The following is a 23,282-nucleotide window of genomic DNA, read 5'->3' as shown; positions in this document are numbered from 1 at the left end:
CCGGTGGTTCGGGGTCGCCACGGTTCCGGCCGATGGTGGCGCCGAACCACCGGCTCGTGTCGATCTGGGCCGAATATTGTTCTCATGACTGTCCGAAATGCTGGGCTAGTCTCTCGGGCGTGAGCCGTTCCACCCTCCTCGCCCGCAGGTCCGCAGCTCATCGCGGGCTGCTTCTGCTGGTGTGGCTGCTGGTGGCAGGGCTGGCCGCCAGCCTCGGCGTCACCATCGGGTACGTCGGCGCGGCCGGCGTCGACGACGCCCGCACCGGGCTGTCCGCCGCCTCGCCCGCCGGGCGCGGGCTGCTCCTGACGACACGGCTGGCCGACGACGGCGCGTCCGTCGCAGCACAGGACGCGCGGGTCACGGAGGCCGTCGACGAACGCCTCGGCGGCACGCCGTACGCGGTGTATCGCGAGACCCGCACCGAGGGGCTGCCGGTCGCCATGGAAGGCACGCTGCTGGAGGAGCGCTGGGTGGTCTCCACCCCCGCCCTCCTCGCTGCCGGCGCCGAGCTGCCCGGCGGCACGCCGGATGACGTCCCCCCGGGCGAGTGGGCGGCCGTCGACCGCGAGATAGCCGACACCACTGCCGGTACGTGGCCCGAGGCGACTCCGGAGAGTGAGCCACCGCAGGCGGCGGTGCAGGCGGACGCCGCCGAGTCCGCCGGCATCGAGGTCGGCGACACCCTTCTCCTGGGCGCCGACGACGAGGACCCCGCGGGCACGGGCACCCCCGTGGTCGTCTCCGGCCTGTGGGAGGTCACCACCGGCGCCGGCGCGTCCCGGTGGTTCGGCGACCCGGTCACCACGACGGGCGGCGACGGCACCGTCGCCGGCCCGATCCTCCTCGCGAGCAGCGCCCTGGAGGAGCTCGGCACCGCCCCGTTCGCCCGCTGGCTCGTGGTCCCGGACGCGGAGCGGATCACCCCGGCGGACCTGGAACGGTCGGTCACCCTGGCGGACGACCTCGACACCGCACTGTCCGACGACGACGCCGTCGCGATCCGCGGTTTCCAGGCGCTCGGCAGCCTCGGGGACACCGTCCGCACCACGCTCACCGCGATCCGCGCGGCCGACGCCGTCGCCCTCGTGGCGCTCGTCGTCCTCGCCCTGACCGGCCTGGTGGCGCTCGTGCAGGTGGCGCGGCTCCTCGCCGCGGTACGGGACGGTGAGGTGGCGCTCCTCGTCTCCCGCGGCGCCGATCCGGGGACGGTCCAGGCCGCGGCGACCGTGGAGGGCGCCGTGCTGGCGGTGACGGCGTCGGCGGTGGGCGCCGTCGTCGCCGCGTTCGTGCTCCAGGTCCTCGAGCCGGGGGCATGGCAGTGGTCCGTGCTGGTCGTGACGGCCTCGGCGGTGGCGGTCGCCGCCACCGCCGTGCCCGCCGTCGTCGCCGGGGCGCAGGCACGCGCCGCGGTCCGGCGCCGGGTCACCGACCGCTCCGGCCGCGTACGGCAGGTCGCCGCCGTCGGCACGGTGGTCCTCACCCTGGCCGCCGCGGCGGTGTGCGCCCAGGCGCTCGCCCGCTACGGCTCGCCCCTGGTCACCACCCCGTCCGGTACCCGCACCGACCCGCTGGCCGCCGCTGCCCCGGCCCTGCTGCTGGCCGTGCTCGCGGTGGTGGCGATGGCCGTGCTCGGCCCGGCCACCCGGGCGTGGGCGGGCCTGGCGGCCCGTGGCCGGGGCGCGGGGGGAGTGCTCGCCGCACGCCAGGTGGCGCGCCGGCTCGTGGTCTACGTGGTCCCGGTGGTGTTGCTGGCGCTGTCGGGCGGCGCGGCGACGCTCGCCGGCGCCTACGCGGGCACGGCACGCGCCCTGTCCGACGACGTCGCGGTCCTGCGCAACGGGGCCGACGTGCGGGTCGTGCTCCCCGCGGGCCACGAGGCCCGCGCCGAGACCCGCGCCGCGTACGCGCGCGCCGACGGCGTGGGGACCGCGATGCCCGTGCTCACCGACGAGGCGCAGGCCGGCGAGATCCCGCTCGCGCTGATCGCGGCGCCCGCGGCGGACCTGGAGGGGGTCATGCGCGCGCCCGAGGGGGTGGTCGACGTCGGTGGCCTCGCCGCCGCCACGGCCCCCGGACAACCGGCGATCCCGCTGCCCGACGACGCCCGGACGCTGCGTCTCGACGTGACCGCGTCCATGGAACCCCTCCATCTCTCCCGGGTCGACGGGGTCGGCGACGAAGCCCTGGACCAGATCGAGGAGGGCATGGTGTATCAGACGGCGGTCCTGCTCGTCGCGCCGGACGGGTCCGTCGCCCGGGTGGAGCTGCCGCCGATGGACCCCGACCTCGACGACGACGGCGACGGGACCAACCCCGTGGGCAGCGAACCCGTGACGCACGCGCTCGCCGCCCCGGTGCCGCCCGCGCCGGAGGCGGGACCCTGGTCCGTGGCCGCCGTCGACGTGACGATGCCGACGGACTGGAGACTGGAGACGCGCAACGAGATGGCACTCGACGGCCTGGCCGTCGACGGCGCCTCGATCCGCCTGCCGGACGAGTGGCGCGTCCGCAGCCCCAGCAGTGGAGCCCTGGCACCGTCCGGGTCCGGGAGCGAGGAGCAGGTCTCCGGGCCCGTGATCGAGGCGGAGCTCCGGGGCTGGAACCGCGCCCTCCCCTTCCGCCTCCTGCCGGGCGGATCCGCGAGTCCGCTGCCCGTCGTGGTCACCGAGCACGTCGCCCGCACGCTGAGCCTCGGCGTCGGCGACGTCTTCGAGCTGACCCACCGCGGGGTGGCGGCGGACGCCGAGATCACGGCCACCACCGACGTCGTCCCCGGCCTGCTCGAACCGGGCGTCGTGCTCGCCGACGCGGCCGGCCTCGCGGTCTGGCGCCTCGAAGCCGTCGGCGAAGCGGCCCCGGCCGACGAGATCTGGATCGCCGCCGCAGAGCCAGGAGGGCCGGCCGACCCCGACGCGTCCGCCGGAGCGGAGACCACCGTCTCCGACCGGATCGACGCCGCCGCCACCGCGGTCCGTGAGACCGCCGCGGACCTCCGCGCCGACGACGGCGAGACCGCCGGCGTGAGCACCCCCGGCTACTCCGTGACCATCGACGCCGCCGCGCCCGTGCGCGTCGCCTACTGGCTCACCGCTGTCGGCGCGACGACGCTCGCCCTGGTCGGCGTCCTCGTCGCCGCCGTCGCGATGCTCCGCCAGCGCCGGGCCGAGGTGATCGTGCTGCGCGCCGTCGGGCTAGGGCCCACGGCGCAGGCCCGCGCCCGCGCGACGGAGCTCGTCGCGGTCGGAGCGGCGGCCGTCGTGCTCGGCGTGGCTGCCGGCTGGGTGGTCGCCCGGTTCGTCGTCGGCGGGCTCGCGCAGGCGACTCTGACCGGTGTCGACGCGGACGTCCCCACCCGGTTCGTCGTCGAGGGCGCCGGAGTCGCCGCCGTCCTCGGCGCCGCACTCGCCGGGCTCGTCGTCGTGGGGGGCCTCGTCGGCGCGCGCGTCGCCGCGCAGGCCCGCGACACCACCTATCGCGAGGAGGTGCGCTGATGTTCCGGTACGTACGGCGGCAGCTCGCCGCGTCCTGGGGCGCGGTGCTCACGCTCGGCGTCGTCGCCCTGGTCACCGCGTTCGTCCTCGCGGCCGCGCCGCGCGCCGTCGCGGCGATGCACAGCGACCAGGCCGCGTGGACCGTCGGCGAGACCACACCGCTCACCCGGGACCTCATCGCCGTGACCGGCCCGCAGGTCCCCGACGACTGGGACGCGTACCTGGCCGGGCTCACCCAGCTGCGTGACGACCAGCCCGAGCCGCTGCACGGCCTCCTCGGGGACCCCGGCTTCCAGGTCAGCGCCGCCGAGCCCGAGTCCGTCACCCCCCTGCCCGACAGCAGCCTGTTCAGCGTCTCCCTCGTCCTGCGCGCCACCCCGCACCTGGACGAGAACGCCACGCTCGTCGAGGGCCGATGGCCCGAGGCGACCGCCGGCCCCCTGGACCAGTTCGAGTACGGCAGCGAGGAGGCACGCGAATCCCGGTACCCCTACGAGGTCGCGGTCTCCCGGCAGGCCGCCGAGCGCTTCGGGTGGGAAGCCGGACACGAGTACGAACTGCGCGCCGAAGGGTCCAGCAGGACCCCCCTGAGCTCCCGCGCGAACAGCGGCTGGGGCCCCCTCGTCGTGACCGGGATCTACGAGCAGGACGGCGACCCCCAGGGCTCCTGGTGGCGGCAGAACCCCCTCGGCGGCGTGCCCAACGTGATCCAGGATCCCAACACCGGGCTCAACGCCGAGGCCGCCGCCTACGTCGACCCGGCAATGATCGGTCCGCTCTCCTGGGGCAGCGCGGGCACCACCACCTGGATCCCCGTCAGCGGCGACGGCCTCCGTGCCGACCACGTGCCCGACGTGCTCGCCCAGGTCCGCGGCATCGACGCCCAGCAGATCCCGGTGGACGACGGCAGCCCCGCGGGCTTCGCCGTCGACCTCGACAGCCGCCTCACCGGCGTGCTCGCCACCCTCCTCGCCCAGCGCGTGAGCGTGGACGCCATCATCGCCGTGCTCGCCACCGGCCCCCTCGGCGCCGCCCTCGCGGTCCTGGCACTCGGCGCGCGCCTCGTCATCGACCGGCGCCGCCCCGCCCTCGCCCTCCTGCACGCGCGCGGTGCGTCGGACGCACAGCTGCGTGCCATGGCCGGTCTCGAGGGAGCCGCGGTCGGCCTCCTGGCGGCCGGGGCGGGGTTCGCGGCCGGGCTGTGGGCCGTGCCCGGGCAGGTCATGGCGGCCCAGGTGGCGCTCGCGGCGGCGGCCGGGCTCGGCCCGGGTGTCGCCCTCGCGCTGGCGGCCGGGCCCCGGGGACTGCGGGGCGGGCGGACCGACCTGGGCCGCGGCCGCGGCCGGGCGCGCTGGATCCTCGAGGTCCTCGTGCTGGTCAGCGCGGTGGTCAGTACGACGCTGCTGCTGCAGCGGGGCGTGGTCGGCGGTGCCGTCGATCCCGGCGCCGACGACGACGGCGGGGGCGGGGCGGCCGACCCGCTCCCGACGGCGGGCGTGGACCCCCTGCTCGCGGCGTCGCCGCTGTTGCTCTCCCTGGCGGTCACGCTGCTCGCGGTCAGGCTGTTCCCGCTGGTCACCCTGGCTGTCGAACGGGTGCTCGCCCGACGCCGGGACCTGGTGCCGTTCCTCGGCGCCGCGCGGGCGACGCGCGACCCTGCGGGCGGCGTCGTCCCGGCGATCGCGCTGGTGCTGTGCGTGTCGGTGGCGGCGACCGCCGCGGTGCTGTATTCGACGGTGACCGGCGGCGTGGCTCGCGAGGCCTGGCACGACGTCGGCGCCGACCTGCGGGTGTCCGGGCCGGAGGTCTCGGCCGACGTCGCCGCGGAACTGGCCGCGATCGACGGGGTCCGCGCGGTCGCGCCCGTGACGGACCACGACCGGATCGCGGTCGCCGTACCGGGCGGGAACGGCGTGCGCGCCACGCTGTTCACCACCGACGCGGCCGCGATGGCACGAGCCCAGGAGGGGATCGCGGACGCGCCGGTCCGGACCGGCAGCCTCGGAGCGGGCCCCGAATCGGAGCCCGTGCCTCTGCTCGTCACCAGGTCGACGGGCTACGACGTCGGCCAGCCGGTGGAGCTGCGGCTGCCGGACGTCGTCGTGACGGCGGAGGTCGTCGAGGCGGTCGACCAGGTCGCCGGCCTCCCGGGCGGGGAGGTACTGGTCCTGGCGGACGACGCCCGCCTGGCCGCCGCGGCGAGCGAGCACCTGGCCGAGGCCACGGACGAGGAGGCGACCCCGGAGGACGGGGACGACACCTCGGTGATCTCCGGTTCGCGGGCGAGGGTCGCGCTCCTGGCGCTGGACGACGACGCGGGGCCGGTCGCGGGCGGTGGGGGAAGCGCGCCCGCGACCGCCGTCGTCGGCGACATCGGGGACGTGCTGCCGAACGCCGTGGTCGACGACCCTGCCGCTCAGGCTCGGGAGATCCTCCGGTCGCCCGCATCGGAGGGACTCGTGGCGGCGTTCGTCGCAGCCGTCGGGCTCGCCGGACTGCTGGTGGGCGCCGTCCTGGTGATGACGCTCATGCTGGCGGCGCCCGCGCGGTCGAGGCTCCTCGCGGTGCTGCGGACGCTCGGGCTGTCGGCGCGGCAGGGGCGCGGGCTCGTCGGGTGGGAGATCGGACCGTGGATCGCGGTGGCCGTCGTCGCGGGGGCGGTGCTGGGCGGCGTCGTGCCCGTGGTTCTGCTCGCAGCGGTGGACGTGACCGCGCTGACCGGCGGCGCGGAACCACCGGACGTGCGCTGGGATCCCGTCCTGACCGCCGGACTGGCCGCGGGGCTCGTCGTGGTCGCGACGGCGGCGGCCGGGCTGGCCGCCGCGCTGGGACGACGGCACGAGATCGCGGCGCAGCTGCGCATCGAGCGATGAGAGAAATCGAGCGATGACAGAAGGAGCGGTGACATGACGACGGTGATCGATCTGGACGACGGCCGGACGCCGGGTGCCTCGCGCCGGGGCGCGGCGGCGGACGCCCCAAGACAGCCGGGGCAGAACGGCGGCGAGATCCTGTGCCGCGACCTGGTGCGGATCTTCGCGACCGACGGCGTCGAGGTGCAGGCGCTGCAGGGGCTCAACCTCACCGTGGAACCCGGTGAGATCGTCGCGGTGGTGGGCGCGTCGGGGTCCGGCAAGTCGACCCTGCTGACCATCCTGTCCGGGCTGGACACGCCGACGGGCGGCACCGCGACGGTGGCCGGGACGGACTTGCTGGCGATGGGGCCGACGGAGCGTGTCGCCTACCAGCGGCATACGGTCGGATTCGTCTGGCAGCAGACCTCCCGCAACCTGCTGCCGTACCTGACCGCCCGGGAGAACGTGCTGCTGCCGCTGGAACTGGCGGCCGGTTCGCGGCGGGAGCGCGGCGCCCGCGCGCGCCGGGTCGACGAACTGCTCGAGCTGCTGGAGATCGGCGACATGGCCGGACGCCGGCCGGACCAGATGTCCGGCGGGCAGCAGCAGCGCGTGGCGATCGCCGTCGCGATGGCGAACTCCCCGCGCGTGCTGCTGGCCGACGAGCCGACGGGCGAGCTCGACGAGGCCACGAGCGTCGAGGTGCTGGAGGCGATGCGCGGGGTGAACCGCGAGACCGGCGTGACCACCCTGATCGTCACCCACGACCCGACCGTGTCGGAGCACGTGGCGCGCACGGTACAGATCCGGGACGGGCGGACGTCCACCGAGACGCTGCGGCGCACGGAGACGGACGAGCACGGCCGCGCACGGCACATCTCGGAGGAGTTCGCGGTGCTGGACCGGGTGGGCCGGCTCCAGCTTCCCGAGGACTTCATGCGGTCGCTGACCCTGAAGGACCGGGTGCGCCTCGCCCTGGAGGAGGACCACGTGGGGGTGTGGCCGGACGCCTCCTCACGGGTGACCGAGGCGGACGAGGGGAGCGAGCGATGAGCACGGTAGTCGAAGCGGGCGCGGAGTCGGGTGCGCGCACCGCGATCCTGCGGGCCGAGGGGCTCAGCCGGGTGTTCGGGTCCGGGGCCGGCGAGGTGTCCGCCCTGAACGGCGTCGACCTCGCGGTGGCGTCCGGGGAGCTGCTCGTCGTGCGCGGGCCGTCCGGGTCCGGCAAGACCACGCTGCTGAACCTGCTCGGCGGGCTCGACCGGCCGACGTCGGGCCGGGTGTGGCTGGGCGAGGCCGAGGTGACCGCGATGCGTGAGCGGGAGGTCCTGGCGACGCGGCAGGGGCAGATCGGGTACGTCTTCCAGTCGTTCGGGCTCGTGCCGGTGCTGTCGGCCGCCGAGAACGTGGAGGTCCCGCTGCGGCTGCGCCGGGTGGCGCCTGCCGAGCGCGCCGAGCGTGTGCGGGCGGCGCTGGAGGCCGTCGGGCTGGGCGAACACGCCGAGCAGCGGCCGTACGAGCTGTCGGGAGGCCAGCAGCAGCGGGTCGGGATCGCGCGGGCCCTGGTCGCCGAGCCGGAGGTGCTCATCGCCGACGAGCCGACGGGGCAGCTCGACTCCGCGACGGCGGCCGTGGTGATGGACCTGATCCGCGACGTCGTGCACGCACGCGGCATGGCCGCCGTGGTCTCGACGCACGATCCGATCCTCATGGAGCGCGCGGACCGGGTGGTCGAGCTCCACGACGGGAGGGTCGCCGCTGGCGGGTAGCCGCCACCGGTTATGGCGGGTTACCGCCGCCCTCCGGTCACGTTCGGATGACGAACCACCATTGGACGGGAGAATCCCTGAAGGTCCGTGTTACATGGTGTTACGAAGGCATACCGAAAAGGTCACGACTGCGGGCACGTTCGTGTGAAGACCCTTCGACGGGGTCTCGAGGGCGGGTAATGTGGCGCCCCACAACCGGGCGCAGTGCTGCGCCCGATACAGCGTCGTCAGCGATCCGCGAAGCGGCGTGACCATCGAACCAGGAGGACACGTGACACCTCGTAAGCGACTCATGGGAGTAGGGGCGGCTCTGCTTGCCGGCTCCCTGGTCCTGTCAGCGTGCGGCGGCGGCACCGGTGAGACCGATGGCGACTCGGAAGCCATCATCACCGTCGGCAGCGGCGAACCCCAGAACCCGCTCATCCCGGCGAACACCAACGAGGTCTTCGGCGGCCTCGTCGTGCGGAACATCTTCGCCGGCCTCGTGTACTACGACGAGAACGGCGCGGTCCAGAATGAGATCGCCGAGTCGATCGAGTCCGACGACAACGTGACGTGGACCATCACGATCGAGGACGGCTGGACGTTCAGCGACGGGACCCCGGTCACCGCCGAGAGCTTCGTGAACGCCTGGGACTGGGGCGGCCAGCTCGACAACGCGGCCAACCTCTCCTACTTCTACGAGCCGTTCGTGGGCTTCTCGTACGAGGAGAACACGTCGATCATCGAGGAGGGTGGCCTGGAGGTCGTCAGCGACACCGAGTTCACGGCCACGCTGAAGCAGCCCGAGTCCGACTTCCCGGTCCGCCTCGGCTACGCGGCGTTCTTCCCGCTGCCCGAGGTGTTCTTCGACGACCCCGAGGCGTTCGGCGAGGCCCCGGTGAGCAACGGCCCGTACGTCCTGACCGAGTGGGAGCACGACTCCGCCATCACGGTCGAGGCGAACCCGGACTACATCGGTGACCGCGTGCCGCAGAACGGCGGCGTCGAGTTCCTCGCCTACACCGACGAGGACTCGCAGTACAACGACCTCCTCGCCAACAACCTGGACATCGTTCCCAACGTTCCGGCCTCGGCCTTCGCGACGTTCGAGGAGCAGCTGGAAGACCGCGCGGTGAACCAGCCGGCGGCCGTCACCCAGGTCATCAACGTTCCCGAGTACGTCGAGGACTTCCAGGGCGAAGCGGGCCTGCTGCGTCGCCAGGCGATCTCGATGGCGATCGACCGCGAGGCCATCACCGAGACCGTGTACGACGGCGCTCGCACCCCCGCCAGCGACTTCACCAACCCGGTGATCAACGGCTGGAGCGACGACATCCCGGGCAGCGAGGTGCTCGAGTACAACCCGGAGGAGGCCAAGACCCTCTGGGACGAGGCCGAGGACATGGACCCGCTGGGCGACGACTACACCCTGTTCATCGCCTCGAACGCCGACTCCGACCACCAGTCGTGGATCGACCCGGCGTGCAACACGATCCGCCAGGCGCTGGAGATCGAGTGCGAGTTCGATCAGTACCCGGTGTTCGACGAGTTCCTCGAGGCCCGCGACGCGCGTGAGATCAAGGGTCTGTTCCGTGGCGGCTGGCAGGCCGACTACCCGGCCATGAGCAACTTCCTCGGGCCGATCTACGGCACGGGCGCCGGCTCGAACGACATGGACTACTCGTCCGAGGAGTTCGACGCCAAGATGACGGAGGGCAACGCGGCGGCCAGCCCGGAGGAGGCCACCGAGCTCTACAAGGAGGCTCAGGAGATCCTGTTCCAGGACATGCCGGGTATCCCGCTGTGGTACTACAACGCCACGGGCGGCTACGCCGAGACCGTGGACAACGTGGCGTTCGGCTGGGACAGTGACCCGATCCTGTACCAGGTGACCAAGTCGGAGTGAGCGTGATCACGTCCGGTTCGCCGGACTGAACGCGTCACTCCAGGTGAGAGGCGGGGCACGCGACTGTGCGTGCCCCGCCTCGCCCTGTGCCGCAACACGAACTCCGGGCGGCATCCTGGAGAATGGGCGGCGGAAATTGACAAGGAGACCACAATGCTCTGGTACATCGGACGCCGGTTGTTGCAGGTGATCCCTGTGTTCATCGGCGCCACCCTGCTCGTCTACGGGATGGTGTTCCTGCGCCCGGGCGACCCGGTCGCCGCGCTCGGTGGTGAGCGCGGGCTGCCGGAGTCCGTGGCAGAACAGATCCGGGAGCAGTTCCACCTGAACGATCCGTTCTTCGTGCAGTACCTGTACTTCCTCAAGGGGATCTTCACCTTCGACCTCGGGCCTGACTTCTCCGGGCGGCCCGTCGCGGAGACCGTCGCGAACGCCTTCCCGGTGACGTTCCAGCTCGCGATCATGGCGCTCGTCATCGAGACGGTCTTCGGTATCGGTTTCGGCCTGATCGCCGGGATGCGCAAGGGCAAGTTCTTCGACTCGACCGTCCTGGTCTGGACCCTGCTGCTGATCGCCGTGCCCACGTTCGTGCTCGGCTTCGTGGCGCAGATCATCTTCGGCGTGCAGCTCGGCTGGCTTCCGGTGACGGCCGGGCGAGATCCCGACTTCGAGAGTCTGTTGATGCCGGCAATGGTGCTGGCAGGCACGTCGATGGCGTACATCCTGCGTTTGACCCGGACGTCGGTCGCGGAGAACCTGACGGCGGACCACGTGCGCACGGCGCGGGCGAAGGGTCTCCCGCGGAGCCAGGTCACCAACCGGCACGTACTGCGTAACTCCCTGATCCCGGTCGTGACCTTCATCGGCGCCGACCTGGGCAACCTGATGGCGGGGTCCATCGTCGTCGAGGGCATCTTCAACATCAACGGAGTCGGGGGAACGCTCTTCGAATCCATCATCCGCGGAGAGAACGTCACCGTGGTCGCCATCGCGACGATCCTCGTGCTCGTCTACATCGCCGCGAACCTGCTCGTGGACCTGCTGTACGCGGTCCTGGACCCGAGGATCCGCTATGCCTGAGAACCGCTATGACAACGGCCCGCGTCCGGGCCAGGATCGCTACGTGGCGCCGGCCGAGGAAGTGACGGTCGGCGCGATCGACGCGATCGCCGAGGACAAGGCCCCCTCGAGCATGTGGCAGGACGCGTGGCGCCAGATGCGGCGCCGTCCGATGTTCTGGATCGCGCTCGCGATCATGACCGCGTCCGTCGTCATCGCGATCATGCCCGGCGTCTTCACGTCGCACGGGCCGCGCCTCTGCGACCTGGCGGATTCGTTGCTCCCGCCGTCGGGCGAGCACCCCTTCGGCACCGACAAGAACGGCTGTGACGTCTACACACGGGTCATCTTCGGCGCCAGGCCGTCCGTCACCGTGGGTGTCCTGGCCACGACGTTCGTCGTCATTCTGGGCGGCACCATCGGCGCGATCGCCGGCTACTTCGGCGGCTTGCTCGACACGATCCTGTCGCGGATCACCGACATCTTCTTCGCGATCCCGTTCTTCCTGGCCGCCCTGGTGATCCTGTCCCTGCTGCCGAACCGCAACGCGTTCGCGGTGGCGATCGTGCTCGCCAGCTTCGGCTGGACGTCGATCGCCCGCATCACACGCGGGTCGGTGATCAGCGTGAAGAACAACGAGTTCGTCACCGCCGCCAAGGCGCTCGGTATGAGCAGGATCGGCATCCTGGTGAAGCACGCGCTGCCGAACGCCGCCGCGCCGATCATCGTGTACGGCACGGTCGCGCTGGGGACCTTCGTGGTCGCCGAGGCGACCCTGACGTTCCTCGGCATCGGTCTGCCGTCGTCGACGGTCTCCTGGGGTGGTGACCTGGCCCAGGGCCGCACGATCATCCGACAGGCCCCTGAGGTCCTGCTCTACCCGGCCGTGGCGCTCGGCACGACGGTGCTCGGCTTCATCATGATGGGCGACGTCGTGCGCGACGCCCTCGACCCGAAGGCGCGTAAGCGATGACGACGACGATCAACCTGACCGAGAAGACGCCCGAGGACGCCCGGATGCGTGACGACAGTGCGCCCCTGCTCGAGATCAAGGACCTGAAGATCTCGTTCACCACGGGTACCGGCCTGGTGGAGGCCGTCCGCGGCGTCGACCTGACCGTGTACCCGGGGCAGTCCGTGGCGATCGTGGGCGAGTCGGGATCCGGCAAGTCGACCACCGCGCACGCGATCATCGACCTGCTGCCCGGCACCGGCAAGGTGACCGGCGGATCCATCGCGTTCGACGGGCGCGAGATGGTCGGCCTGGACCGCAAGACGACCGAGCACATGCGCGGCCGGGACATCGGCCTGGTCCCGCAGGACCCGATGTCGAACCTCAACCCGGTGTGGCGGATCGGCACGCAGATCGAGGAGGCCCTGGTCGCCAACGGCTTCCAGGGCACCAGGGCCGAGCGCAGGGCGCGGGTCACCGAACTGCTCGGCGAGGCGGGGCTGCCCGACGGCGACCGCCGGGCGCTCCAGTACCCGCACGAGTTCTCCGGCGGCATGCGGCAGCGCGCGCTGATCGCCATCGGCCTCGCGGCACGCCCGAAGCTCCTGATCGCGGACGAGCCGACGTCGGCCCTCGACGTCACCGTGCAGAAGAAGATCCTCGACCACCTCGAGGGTCTCACCAGCGAGCTCGGCACCGCCGTCCTGTTCATCACGCACGACCTGGGCCTGGCCGCCGAGCGTGCCGAGCACCTCGTGGTGATGTACAAGGGCAAGGTCGTGGAGTCGGGCCCGGCGCTGGACATCCTCAAGAACCCGCAGCACGAGTACACGCGGCGCCTGGTCGCCTCGGCGCCGTCCCTGGCCTCACGCCGCATCCAGTCCGCCCACGAGGCGGGCATGACGCCCGAGGAAATGATCGCGGGCCACGAGGTCAAGATCGACAAGGCGGCGCCGAAGGACGTCGTCGTCGCCAAGGATCTCACCAAGGTGTTCAAGATCCGCGGCTCCCGTCCGGGCAGCCACACGAACTTCACCGCGGTGGACAGCATCGACTTCGTCCTGCCGCGCGGCAAGACGCTGGCGCTCGTGGGGGAGTCCGGTTCCGGGAAGTCCACCGCGGCGAACATGGTGCTGGGGCTGCTGGAGCCGACGTCGGGCACGGTGGTCTTCGACGGCAAGGACACCTCCACGCTGTCGGGCCGTGAGCAGTTCGCGATGCGGCGCCGCGTGCAGCCGGTGTTCCAGAACCCGTACGGGTCGCTGGACCCGATGTTCTCGGTGTTCAACTCGATCGAGGAGCCCCTGCGGCTGCACAAGGTGGGGAACAAGAAGGAGCGCGAGCAGCGCGTGCGCGACCTGCTCGAGATGGTGGCGCTTCCGGCGTCGACGATGCGGCGCTTCCCGAACGAGCTGTCCGGCGGGCAGCGGCAGCGCATCGCCGTCGCGCGGGCGCTGGCGCTCAACCCCGAGGTCATCGTGCTCGACGAGGCCGTGTCCGCCCTCGACGTGCTGGTGCAGGCGCAGATCCTGCAGCTCCTCGGCGACCTGCAGGGCGAGCTCGGGCTGTCGTACCTGTTCATCACGCACGACCTCGCGGTGGTGCGGCAGATCGCCGACCTGGTCGCGGTCATGAAGGACGGGCGGATCGTGGAGCACGCCACCACGGACGAGGTGTTCGACGACCCGCAGCAGGACTACACGAAGGACCTGCTCGCTGCCATCCCGGGCGGGAGCCTGGAGATCGGCACGGTGTAGGGGTAGCGACGGACGGCGACGGCGGCGGCCGGATGTCCGTTCTGGGAAGAGATACCCCCTGCGCTCGTTCTTCGCTACGGGGGCACCATCCCAGAACGGACAGCCAGCCGTCGCCGTCGTCGTCCTTGGTCGGCGGAACTGCGGACTGGTGGGGTGGCGGCTCGGTGGAGTGGGGGGCGGGCTGGATCACAGCTTTGCGGGGAGTTACCCGGGTAGAATGGGAAGGGCGCGTCGATGAAGTTGCGTCCGCGCCCCTCCCTCGACTTTTCTGGAAATGAGTTCAGCCGTGCCCAACTCCGCTGCGACGTCCCTCGCCGTCCGCTCCGACCTGCGCAACGTGGCGATCGTCGCCCACGTCGACCACGGCAAGACCACCCTGGTCGATGCCATGCTCCGGCAGGCCGGTGCCTTCGACGCGCACCAGCAGGTCGACGACCGGGTCATGGACTCGGGTGACCTGGAGCGCGAGAAGGGCATCACGATCCTCGCGAAGAACACGGCGATCCGGTACGCCGGCCCTGCCGCGGCGGCCTCCGGCGAGCCCGGCGGCGTCACCATCAACGTGATCGACACCCCGGGTCACGCCGACTTCGGCGGTGAGGTCGAGCGCGGCCTCTCGATGGTCGACGGCGTCGTCCTGCTGGTGGACGCCTCCGAGGGCCCGCTGCCGCAGACCCGGTTCGTGCTGCGCAAGGCGCTGGCCGCGAAACTGCCGGTGATCGTCGTCGTGAACAAGGTGGACCGCCCCGACTCGCGGATCGAGGAGGTCGTGGGGGAGACCACCGACCTGCTGCTCGGCCTCGCGAGCGACCTGTCGGACGAGGTCCCGGACCTCGACCTGGACGCGATCCTCGACGTGCCGGTGGTCTACGCGTCCGCCAAGGCGGGTCGTGCGGACACGGAGCAGCCGGCCGACGGTGGTCTGCCCACGAACGAGGACCTCGAGCCGCTCTTCGCCACCATCCTGGAGAAGATCCCGGCCCCCACCTACTCCGAGGACATGCCGCTCCAGGCACACGTCACGAACCTCGACGCGTCCCCGTTCCTCGGCCGCCTCGCGCTGCTGCGCATCCATAACGGCGAGCTGCGCAAGGGCACGCAGGTCGCCTGGGCGCGCCACGACGGCACCGTCGAGACCGTGAAGATCACCGAGCTGCTGGAGACCAAGGCGCTCGACCGCGTCCCCGCCGAGAAGGCGGGCCCTGGGGACATCGTCGCGGTGGCCGGCATCGCGGACATCATGATCGGCGAGACGCTGACCGACATCGACGACCCGCGCCCGCTCCCGGTGATCACCGTGGACGACCCGGCGATCTCCATGACCGTCGGTATCAACACCTCACCGCTGGCGGGCAAGGGCGGCAAGGGGCACAAGGTCACCGCGCGCCAGGTCAAGGACCGCCTCGACGCCGAGCTGGTCGGCAACGTCTCGCTCCGGGTCCTGCCCACCGAGCGCCCCGACGCCTGGGAGGTGCAGGGCCGCGGCGAGCTGGCGCTGGCCATCCTGGTGGAGCAGATGCGCCGCGAGGGCTTCGAGCTCACGATCGGCAAGCCGCAGGTCGTCACCAAGGAGATCGACGGCAAGCGGCACGAGCCGATGGAGCGCATGACCATCGACGTCCCCGAGGAGTACCTCGGCTCCGTCACCCAGCTCCTCGCGTCGCGCAAGGGCCGCATGGAGACGATGACGAACCACGGCACCGGCTGGGTCCGCATGGAGTTCATGGTCCCGGCACGCGGCCTCATCGGCTTCCGCACACGGTTCCTGACCGACACGCGCGGCACCGGCATCGCAGCCTCGATCGCCGAGGGCTACGAGCCCTGGCACGGCCCCATCGAGTCGCGTGCGACGGGGTCCCTCGTGGCCGACCGCGCCGGCAAGGTGACGCCGTTCGCGATGATCAACCTGCAGGAGCGCGGCTCGTTCTTCGTGGACCCGACGCAGGAGGTCTACGAGGGCATGATCGTCGGCGAGAACTCGCGCAACGAGGACATGGACGTCAACATCACCAAGGAGAAGAAGCTGACGAACATGCGGTCGGCGACCGCGGACAGCTTCGAGAACCTGATCCCGCCGCGCAAGCTCACGCTCGAGGAGTCGCTGGAGTTCGCCCAGGAGGACGAGTGCGTCGAGGTGACGCCGGAGGTCGTCCGCATCCGCAAGGTGGTCCTGAACCAGACGGATCGCGCCCGCGCGGCGGCCCGCGCGAAGCGCGCCTGAGTGCTGTTCGGCGCGACCACGCCACAGTGATCGATGCGAACGTTGTCGTCGGCCACGACGGCGTGGTCGTCGCCGGCTGGGGAGCTTCCGGATGACCTCTGAGGCTAAAATGCCCAACGGCGTCCCGGGGGATTCCGTCTCCCGGGCGCCCGCGTCCGGTGTCGCGCCTGCGTCTGGTGTGGTGCACGCGTCCGGCGTGCCGCCCGCGCGGGCTGGCGACGTTCCTGCAGGCGGCCTGCTCGCGGTGCACGCGCACCCCGACGACGAGACCCTCTCGACAGGCGCGCTCCTTGCCACCTGGGCGGCCGCCGGGCACCCGGTCACGGTTGTGACCTGCACGCGCGGGGAACGCGGCGAGGTCATCGCGCTCCCGGGGACGACGTCGGAGGGCCTGGCAGCGCTCGAAGGCGACGGCCCGTCCCTGGCCGCCCACCGCGAACGCGAACTGGCACGTGCGACGGCGGCCCTGGGCGTGGACCACGTCTTCCTGGACGAGGTCGGGGGATTTCCGTGTGGTCGGCAAAGCACTTGCCCGACCACACGGAAATCCCCCGACCACACAACGCCGGCGCAGCCGGGTGGCGCTACCGGTGAGGGCGCGGGCAGCGTGGGGAGGGCGCCGTATGAGGATTCCGGGATGGAGTGGGTGCGGCCGGGCGTCGCCGGGCCGGCAGCCGATTCACCGCCGACGGCGTTCGCGCGGGTGCCGCTCGACGAGGCGGCCGCGCGGCTGGCGGACCTGATCGCCGAGCGCCGCCCTGCGGTCGTCGCGACCTACGAACCCGGTGGCGGGTACGGCCACCCCGACCACGTGCGTGCCCACGACGTCACGGTCCGCGCACTGGAACTCCTCGCGGAGCGCGACGCGCCCGAAAGTCAGGACATCCCCGAGGAACAGGCTGTATCCGGGACGCAGGCCGTACCCGGCGCGGGGGCTGAGTCCGGGGGCCAGGCCGAGGCCGGGGTGCGGGTGACCTCGGGTCCCGCGGGACCCTGCCAGGTTTCGCGTCCGAGCGGCGGCGAGGGGTCCGTTCCCGAGTTGTGGCAGGCCGTCGCGCCCGCGGACGACGTCCGGGCCGCCCGGCGGGCGCTCGCCGCGAGCGAGGAGGCGCGCGCGGCCGTCGTCGGACACGGGCTGGTCCTGCCTGATCCTGGTGAGCCCCTGCCGCCGTTCGCCAAGGAGGGCCTGTCGGAGCCGGGGACGCGCGTGGAGCACGTCGCCGTCGCTCCCGTGCTGGACCGTGTGCTGGCCGCGATGGGCACGCACGCCACGCAGGTCCAGCACGCCACCTACGCGCCCGCCCCCGGCATCCTCGGGTTCTACGCACTGAGCAACGGCGTCCTGGCGCCGGTCATGGAGCGCGAGACGTACCTGGTCGCGTAGCCGGTCACGGTCCCTCACACCACAGCTCCGCCGAGCCGGCATCCACCCGCTCCACCACGAGCTCGGTGACACGATCACGAGGTTTCGGCGCATCGCCCGAGAGAAGCTGTCTCCCACCTCGCGGCCGGGTCGCCGAACTCGTGCTCAGCGACCCTGCAGGGCGTCCAGCGCCACCGCCATGGCGATGATCAGCCGGCGGTCCATGTGCGGGTGGTGGACCTGCACCGTGTACTTGTCGCGCAGCGCCCACTGCTTCTCGACGGAGAACGCGGGCTGTCCGTCGATGGTGAAGTCGAAGTGGTAGGGCAGCCAGTCCAGGCTCTCCGCGAGTCGCCGGAGCACCGCTACCCCCATGCTCCGCTCCTGCCCCGTCGCCTCTCCGAGCCCCGGCTGCTCCAGGTGCCACGTGCTGCGGAGGAACGACTTCCCGAAGTCCTTGCGGAACAGCCCGATCGGGGAACCGGAGGCGTCGGTGATGTCGTAGGTGGCGCCGAGATCGAGCACCTGGCGGGCCTTGAAGCCCAGCACGGGGACGGACTTCGTGTCGTCCGTGTACAGCGTGACCTGCTCGCGCATCGCCATGCGCTTCTGCTGGGCGAAGGCAAGGAGCTCGCCTTCGGAGCCGTCGGGCCGTGCGGCGTGCACGGCGTACTGGTTGACCATGAGCCGCACGCGCTGCCGGACATACAGCGTCGTGTGCGACTGAAGGGTCTGGGCGTCCATGGTTGCCTTCCGTTCCGGGCGTCGCTTTCTTGAGGGGCCGACGCCGTACGCGTGCGGAGTCTGGCACAACATCGAGGAACCACCCAGCAAAGTAGGCGATGATGGGTTCGTGACAGATCAGTACGAGCGCAACGGGGACCGTCCGCGCCTGGGGTCGGTGATCGTCCGGGTGCTGCTCGCCGTGGCCCTCGGGCTCGTCATCGGCGCGCTCGGCACCGTGGTCCACCGGTACGGCGACGAGTCCTGGTACTCCGGGATGGTGCTGGCGCTCGCGATCACTGCGGCGTCGGCGATCATGTGCCGCGCGTGGTCCGGGTACGGCGCCCTCCTCGCGTTCGCGGGCGGCTGGGTCGTGGCGGTGCAGTTGATGTCGCTGCCGGGCTCGGGCGGGGACGTGCTGGTTCCTGCCGGAACCCTCGGTCTCGCCTGGACGTACGCCGGCGTCGCGCTACTGGGTGTGGCGGCGTTCCTGCCGGCCTCCTGGTTCCGCGAGGAGCCGGTGCGGGGGACGGCGGAGGGGCTGGCCGGGCCTGCGGCAGGCAGGCCGTGACCAGCACAGAACCTCCACTCGGAGTGGGGTGAATCCCGGCCCGGGGCGCCTGGAGCGGCCAGTAGGATGCGCTTCGGGGACGGCCGCGCGTACGTGCGCGAGGGTGTCTGGCGGCGCGGAGAGCCCGCGCCGTGACAGGTTGCACGGAGCAAGGTGAATGGGTCAGCCGACCGACAACGACAAGCCGTCCGAGCCGACCGGTCAGAACGATCCGACCGATGCCCGGCAGGCGATGCCACCGCTCTCGCCGAGCCGTCCAGGTATCGGTGACGTGCCTGCGCGCCCTGCCGCGCCACCGACCGCGGCCGGGGCGCCCTCGGCGTCCGCGAGCTCCGCCGGCGAGATGCCCGCAGGGACCCGCGCCCCGGCGCAGGCGGACCCTCCGCGGGCCGACTCCCCGTCGCAGGGCGCCGCCCCGTCGCAGCCTCCGTCGGCGCAGCCGGCTGGCCCGCCGCAGGCCGGTCCTCCGCAGGCTGGTCCGCCGTCCCAAGGCGGTCCTCCGGCCCCGGTCGGCCCTCCGCCCCAGGCTGGCCCTCCGCCCCAGGCTGGCCCTCCGTCCCAGGCTGGCCCTCCGTCCCAGGTCGGCCCATCGCCGCAGAACGGTCCTCTTGTGCCGGATCCCACCAATGCCCCGGACCCCACGAAGCCCCCGGTGGTCGGGCCTGCTGGTGCCGACATGATGCCGGCGAAGCCCCCGACGGTCGAGCCGTCGGCCAAGGCCCCGCCGAAGCCCGCAGCAGTCGCCCCACCGGCGAGGCCCGCAGCGGCCGACACCGCCGGTGCCCCGACGCCCGCGAAGGCCCCGGTGGCCGATCCCGCAGGCGCCGGTAAGCCCTCGCAGTCGGTTTCCGCCTCGCAGTCGGCTTCCGCTTCTCCGTCGGGTCCTGCCTCACCGCCGGGTCCTGCCTCACCGCCGGCTTCCGCCTCGCCGTCTCCCACGGCTGCCGGGGCGGGCGAGGATCAGGCCGCCGTGCTCCAGTCGGTCGTCGACAACCTGGCGCCGGAGCGTCCCGCGGCCCCGGCCAAGCAGGGCGGGTACACGCCCCGCGTGTTCGCTTTCGAGAGGCCGGCCAAGAAGCCGCGGCCCGGTAAGTCCGCCGAGCCCGGACAGCCGTCGGGTGAGCCCGGGGCGCCGACGGGTGGCCCCGCTCCGGAAGCCGGGCGGGGTGACAACCCGTTCATGCGCCCGATCACCGGAATGATCCCCAAGCTCAAGCCGCTGACGGGCGCGATCGCGCGGGTGGTGAATCCGCATGCCGTGCGGCATCCCCATGGTCCCGCGACGCCGCCGCCGGCTGCCGTCCCTCCGGCGGGGGCAGTCCCGCCGGCCGGCGCCGTACCGCCGGCCGGAGCCGTCCCGCCGCCCGGCTCGGTCCCTCCGCCCGGGACGATGCCGCAGACCGCCGCGTCTCCGCAGGCGGGGCAGGTCCCTCCGGCTGGACAGGTCCCTCCGCCCGGCTCGATCCCGCCCGCCGGGCCGGTCCCGCCCGCCGGCGCGCCCCACCCCGCCGGGACCATTCCGGCCGGGACAATTCCCGCCGGGCCCGCAGGGGCGAGCAACACCCCGCAGGGTTCCCCGGGCACGCCCGATGGAAGCGTCCCACCGGCCGCGGTGCCGCTCGGCAGCGTCGCGGGACCCGGCGGTTCGGGCGCGTCCGGCGCGCCTGGCGGGCCCGGTGAGCCTGCCGGATTCGCATGGCAGCCCGCACCCGGTGGGCCCGGCGGTTCGGGCGAGTTCCCGCCCCCGCCGCCCGGAGGTTCGTGGACCTTCGGGATCCAGGAGGACAGCGCGCCGCAGCGGGGACGGAAGATCGCACTGGGGGTCGGCCTCGCCGTCGTGGCCCTGTTCGGGCTGTTCGCGATCATCGCGGGCGTCCAGGCGGGCACCGTGCCGAACGGTGTACGGGTCGCGGGCGTCGACATCGGCGGCCAGTCGCGTGACGACGCGGTCGCCACGCTCGACGCGGCGCTCGCACCGCGTGCGGAGGAGCCCGTGGCGCTGGTCGCAGGGCAGGCCGAGTCGAAGCTCGAGCCGGCGAAGGCCGGTCTGGCCTACGACGCCGAGGCGACGGTCGACGCCCTCACCGGATTCTCCCTCGACCCCGCCCGCATGGGACAGCACTTCTTCGGTGCGGGTGAAGCCGACCTCGTCCTCGCGGTCGACGAGCAGAAGCTCGGCAGCGCCGTCGAGGGCCTCGAGGAGTCGATGACGGTCAAGGCCTCGGACGGCGCGGTGGCGTTCAAGGGCGGCACCCCGCAGGCCACGGACGCCAAGAAGGGGTCCAAGGTGGACACGGCGGGGGCTCAGGCCGTCATCACCTCCAGCTGGTTGCGCTCCGAGCCGCCGTACACGCTGCCGACGCGCGAGGTCGCCCCCGAGATCACCCAGAACGAGGTCGACGCCGCGATGAATCTGGCGCGCAAGGCGGTCTCGGCGCCCGTGGACGTCCAGGTCGGCGGACAGAGCGTGGAACTCAGCCCGGCCGACCTCGCGACCTTCGGGAGATTCGAGCCCAAGGACGGCAAGCTTCCCCTCACGTTCGACCGCGAGGGCCTCACGAACGTCATCATCGAGCGCACGGCGAACCTCCTCACCATCCCGGAGGACGCGCACTTCGTGTTCCAGGACGGCAGGCCGCAGGTGGCCGGCGGGGGCCCCGGCACCACACTGGACGCGGTGGAGGTCGGCAGGGCGGTGAACGCGGCCGCGCGCGGCGACGACCGGGTGGCCGAGGTGGAGCTGCACGAGCAGGACCCGGAGAACACCAAGGAGGCGCTCCAGGAGCTCGGCGTCAAGGAGATCGTCTCGGAGTTCTCGACGCCGCTCACCGCCGACACCGTCCGCACGCAGAACCTGATCCGCGGCGCGGAGATGGTCACCGGCGACCTCGTCAAGCCCGGCGAGACGTTCTCCCTGATCGAGGCGCTCTCGCCGATCACCGAGGCGAACGGGTACGTGTCGTCCGGCATCGTCAGCAACGGCCGGCACGTCGAAGGTGTGGGTGGCGGTCTCTCCCAGATGGCGACGACCAGCTACAACGCGGGCTACTTCGCCGGGTTCGACGACGTCGAGCACCGCCAGCACAGCTTCTGGTTCCCGCGCTACCCGGCCGGGCGGGAGGCGACGATCTATGTCGGCGCGCTCGACATGAAGTTCAAGAACGACACCCCCTACGGAGCCGTGCTGCAGTCCTTCGTCAGCAACGGCCAGCTCACCGTCCGGATCTGGAGCACCAAGTACTACGACGTCCAGACCAGCGACAGCGGTCACCAGAACGTGGTCGAGACCTCCACGGTGCGGAGCGACGACCCCGAGTGCGCGGCCTACCCCGGCGGGGAGGACGGGTTCACGATCTCGAACTACCGCAAGGTCCTCCTGAACGGCGACGTGGTGAAGGACGAGACCTACACCTGGACCTACAAGCCGGACAACCCAGTCGTGTGCACGAAGGGCGGCCGAGGCGGCGACGGCGACGGCGACTGACGAGCGTCGCGCCCGCCCCTCCGGCAGGGCTCCTCGCGAGGCACGCGGTTGTTCTCGGATGAACGAGACCAACCGTGTGCCCGCCGCTCAGGTCAGGACCGCCGTCTCCCGTTCCATCAGGACGACGACGGCGCCTTTCGAGCAGCGTTCGACCAGGGCGGCCGGCCAGTCGCCCTCCAGCGGGACGCGCTGCTCGGGCGTCGGATCGGTCTCGCGGAGCGGGATCTCCGGCATGCCGTTCGCGGCGTGGCCGCGCGCGCGTCCCGGGCGCCGGTCGCGCAACGGTTCCGGCCGGTCGAAGAACCAGCCCGTGGGCGCGTTCGAGTCGAGGGCGTCCGCCAGCATCTCCAGGTCCCGGGCCGCGAGCCGCAGCGCCGGCGCCACCCACGCCGCGTTCTGCGTGATCATCGCCTCGGTACGCCGCGGATCGCCGTAGGCCACGCGCGTCCCGTCCCGGAACGAGCCCGCGGCCAGGCCGACCGCCACGTCGCGCACCGGGGCCCCCGCGACCAGGCCGAGCAGTTCGCCCGCCAGCACGTGCGGCACGTGCGAGACGAGCGCCGCGGCCTCGTCGTGGGCGTCGTCGGTCAGCACGGCGGCCGTACCGCCGAGCTGCGCCGTGATCAGGCGTAGCACCTCCGCCAGCCGGTCCGGGTCGGTCACCGTGCCCGGGATGTCGCCCACGGGCGGGACATCGGACCGCCCGGCCGTCGTGCCGACGGTCACCGCCCACCGGATCCCGCGCAGCAGGTCGGGGAACGAGGCGTCGAACCCGCTGTTCTCGGTCCCCGCCATCGGGTGCGCGCCGACGTAGCGCCCGGACAGCCCGGCGTCCCGGATCGCGTCCCGCACCGGCCCCTTCACCGAGCCGACGTCGACGACGGTGGGGTCCCATCCCGGCTCCCCGACGAGCTCGGCGGCCACCTCCCCGGCCACGGCCCGCATCGCCCGCAGCGGCACGGCCAGCACGATCATCGCCGGACGATTCCCGCACAGGGTCGCGACGTCGTCGGCGACCTGCATGCCCGCCGACCGGGCCGCGGTGCGGGCGTCGTCGGCGGGGTCGGTGGCGATCACGGGCACTCCCGCGCCCGTGAGAGCCCGCGCGAGCGACCCGCCGATCAGGCCGAGGCCGATGACGCCCAC

At 72.5% G+C, this 23,282-nt stretch carries 14 protein-coding genes; 12 read left to right on the top strand and 2 right to left on the bottom strand.

The genetic code is table 11. The features are described from left to right. The first annotated feature begins 119 nt into the window (after positions 1–119). The 10 genes from ACYVK5_RS20505 (at position 120) to ACYVK5_RS20460 (ending at position 17,379) form a co-directional block, all read left to right on the top strand. Positions 120–3,494, top strand: a complete 3,375-nt coding sequence (locus ACYVK5_RS20505; protein WP_460707835.1) for an FtsX-like permease family protein — start codon at positions 120–122, stop codon at positions 3,492–3,494. Next, a complete protein-coding gene (locus tag ACYVK5_RS20500; protein ID WP_460707834.1) occupies positions 3,494–6,367 on the top strand; it encodes a hypothetical protein in 2,874 nt (957 codons plus the stop codon). Before ACYVK5_RS20505 ends, ACYVK5_RS20500 begins: the two co-directional genes overlap by 1 nt. Before the next feature lie 33 nt (positions 6,368–6,400). Beyond that, positions 6,401–7,402 (top strand): ABC transporter ATP-binding protein, encoded by a 1,002-nt coding sequence (locus ACYVK5_RS20495; protein ID WP_460707833.1) that lies wholly within the window; start codon positions 6,401–6,403, stop codon positions 7,400–7,402. Continuing rightward, positions 7,399–8,118: an ABC transporter ATP-binding protein gene (locus ACYVK5_RS20490; protein ID WP_460707832.1), complete on the top strand. Its 720-nt coding sequence runs from the start codon at positions 7,399–7,401 to the stop codon at positions 8,116–8,118. The genes ACYVK5_RS20495 and ACYVK5_RS20490 overlap by 4 nt, the downstream gene beginning before the upstream one ends. A 271-nt stretch (positions 8,119–8,389) precedes the next feature. Next, the gene (locus tag ACYVK5_RS20485; RefSeq protein ID WP_460707831.1) at positions 8,390–10,006 is read left to right on the top strand and encodes a peptide ABC transporter substrate-binding protein; all 1,617 of its coding nucleotides are present in this window, start codon (positions 8,390–8,392) and stop codon (positions 10,004–10,006) included. 153 nt (positions 10,007–10,159) lie between these two features. Further along, a complete protein-coding gene (locus ACYVK5_RS20480) occupies positions 10,160–11,086 on the top strand; it encodes an ABC transporter permease (RefSeq protein WP_460707830.1) in 927 nt (308 codons plus the stop codon). Beyond that, positions 11,079–12,038, top strand: a complete 960-nt coding sequence (locus tag ACYVK5_RS20475) for an ABC transporter permease (protein ID WP_460707829.1) — start codon at positions 11,079–11,081, stop codon at positions 12,036–12,038. Before ACYVK5_RS20480 ends, ACYVK5_RS20475 begins: the two co-directional genes overlap by 8 nt. Beyond that, positions 12,035–13,774, top strand: a complete 1,740-nt coding sequence (locus ACYVK5_RS20470) for a dipeptide ABC transporter ATP-binding protein (RefSeq protein WP_460707828.1) — start codon at positions 12,035–12,037, stop codon at positions 13,772–13,774. Before ACYVK5_RS20475 ends, ACYVK5_RS20470 begins: the two co-directional genes overlap by 4 nt. Before the next feature lie 286 nt (positions 13,775–14,060). After that, positions 14,061–15,995 carry a translational GTPase TypA gene (gene typA / locus ACYVK5_RS20465; protein ID WP_460707827.1) on the top strand — a complete coding sequence of 645 codons (1,935 nt, stop codon included), beginning with the start codon at positions 14,061–14,063 and terminating at the stop codon, positions 15,993–15,995. Between the two features lie 91 nt (positions 15,996–16,086). Continuing rightward, positions 16,087–17,379, top strand: a complete 1,293-nt coding sequence (locus ACYVK5_RS20460; protein WP_460707826.1) for a PIG-L family deacetylase — start codon at positions 16,087–16,089, stop codon at positions 17,377–17,379. A 144-nt stretch (positions 17,380–17,523) separates the two neighbouring features. On the opposite strand, the gene ACYVK5_RS20455 is transcribed toward ACYVK5_RS20460, so the two are convergent. Next, positions 17,524–18,102 carry an LURP-one-related/scramblase family protein gene (locus tag ACYVK5_RS20455; protein WP_460707825.1) on the bottom strand — a complete coding sequence of 193 codons (579 nt, stop codon included), beginning with the start codon at positions 18,100–18,102 and terminating at the stop codon, positions 17,524–17,526. 109 nt (positions 18,103–18,211) lie between these two features. Here ACYVK5_RS20455 and ACYVK5_RS20450 point away from each other — a divergent pair, with 109 nt between their 5' ends. Both ACYVK5_RS20450 and ACYVK5_RS20445 read left to right on the top strand, forming a co-directional pair. Beyond that, complete coding sequence (locus tag ACYVK5_RS20450; protein WP_460707824.1) at positions 18,212–18,652, top strand: hypothetical protein; 441 nt, start codon at positions 18,212–18,214, stop codon at positions 18,650–18,652. A 970-nt stretch (positions 18,653–19,622) separates the two neighbouring features. Further along, entirely contained in the window at positions 19,623–22,136 is a 2,514-nt protein-coding gene (locus tag ACYVK5_RS20445; RefSeq protein ID WP_460707823.1) for a VanW family protein, read from the top strand. A gap of 87 nt (positions 22,137–22,223) precedes the next feature. On the opposite strand, the gene ACYVK5_RS20440 is transcribed toward ACYVK5_RS20445, so the two are convergent. Beyond that, the gene (locus ACYVK5_RS20440; RefSeq protein ID WP_460707822.1) at positions 22,224–23,282 is read right to left on the bottom strand and encodes a prephenate dehydrogenase; all 1,059 of its coding nucleotides are present in this window, start codon (positions 23,280–23,282) and stop codon (positions 22,224–22,226) included.

The sequence above is a fragment of the Myceligenerans halotolerans genome (genome assembly GCF_054782975.1).
Note: the sequence above shows the minus strand (reverse complement) of the source record. Positions and strands in the feature narration are given on the sequence as shown.

What these genes read in the sequence shown, in the direction of transcription:
- ACYVK5_RS20500 (WP_460707834.1), top strand. Translation starts at nt 3,494, where the DNA reads ATGTTCCGGTACGTACGGCGGCAGCTCGCCGCGTCCTGGGGCGCGGTG.
- ACYVK5_RS20495 (WP_460707833.1), top strand. Translation starts at nt 6,401, where the DNA reads ATGACGACGGTGATCGATCTGGACGACGGCCGGACGCCGGGTGCCTCG.
- ACYVK5_RS20490 (WP_460707832.1), top strand. Translation starts at nt 7,399, where the DNA reads ATGAGCACGGTAGTCGAAGCGGGCGCGGAGTCGGGTGCGCGCACCGCG.
- ACYVK5_RS20480 (WP_460707830.1), top strand. Translation starts at nt 10,160, where the DNA reads ATGCTCTGGTACATCGGACGCCGGTTGTTGCAGGTGATCCCTGTGTTC.
- ACYVK5_RS20475 (WP_460707829.1), top strand. Translation starts at nt 11,079, where the DNA reads ATGCCTGAGAACCGCTATGACAACGGCCCGCGTCCGGGCCAGGATCGC.
- ACYVK5_RS20470 (WP_460707828.1), top strand. Translation starts at nt 12,035, where the DNA reads ATGACGACGACGATCAACCTGACCGAGAAGACGCCCGAGGACGCCCGG.
- ACYVK5_RS20460 (WP_460707826.1), top strand. Translation starts at nt 16,087, where the DNA reads ATGACCTCTGAGGCTAAAATGCCCAACGGCGTCCCGGGGGATTCCGTC.
- ACYVK5_RS20455 (WP_460707825.1), bottom strand. Translation starts at nt 18,102, where the DNA reads ATGGACGCCCAGACCCTTCAGTCGCACACGACGCTGTATGTCCGGCAG.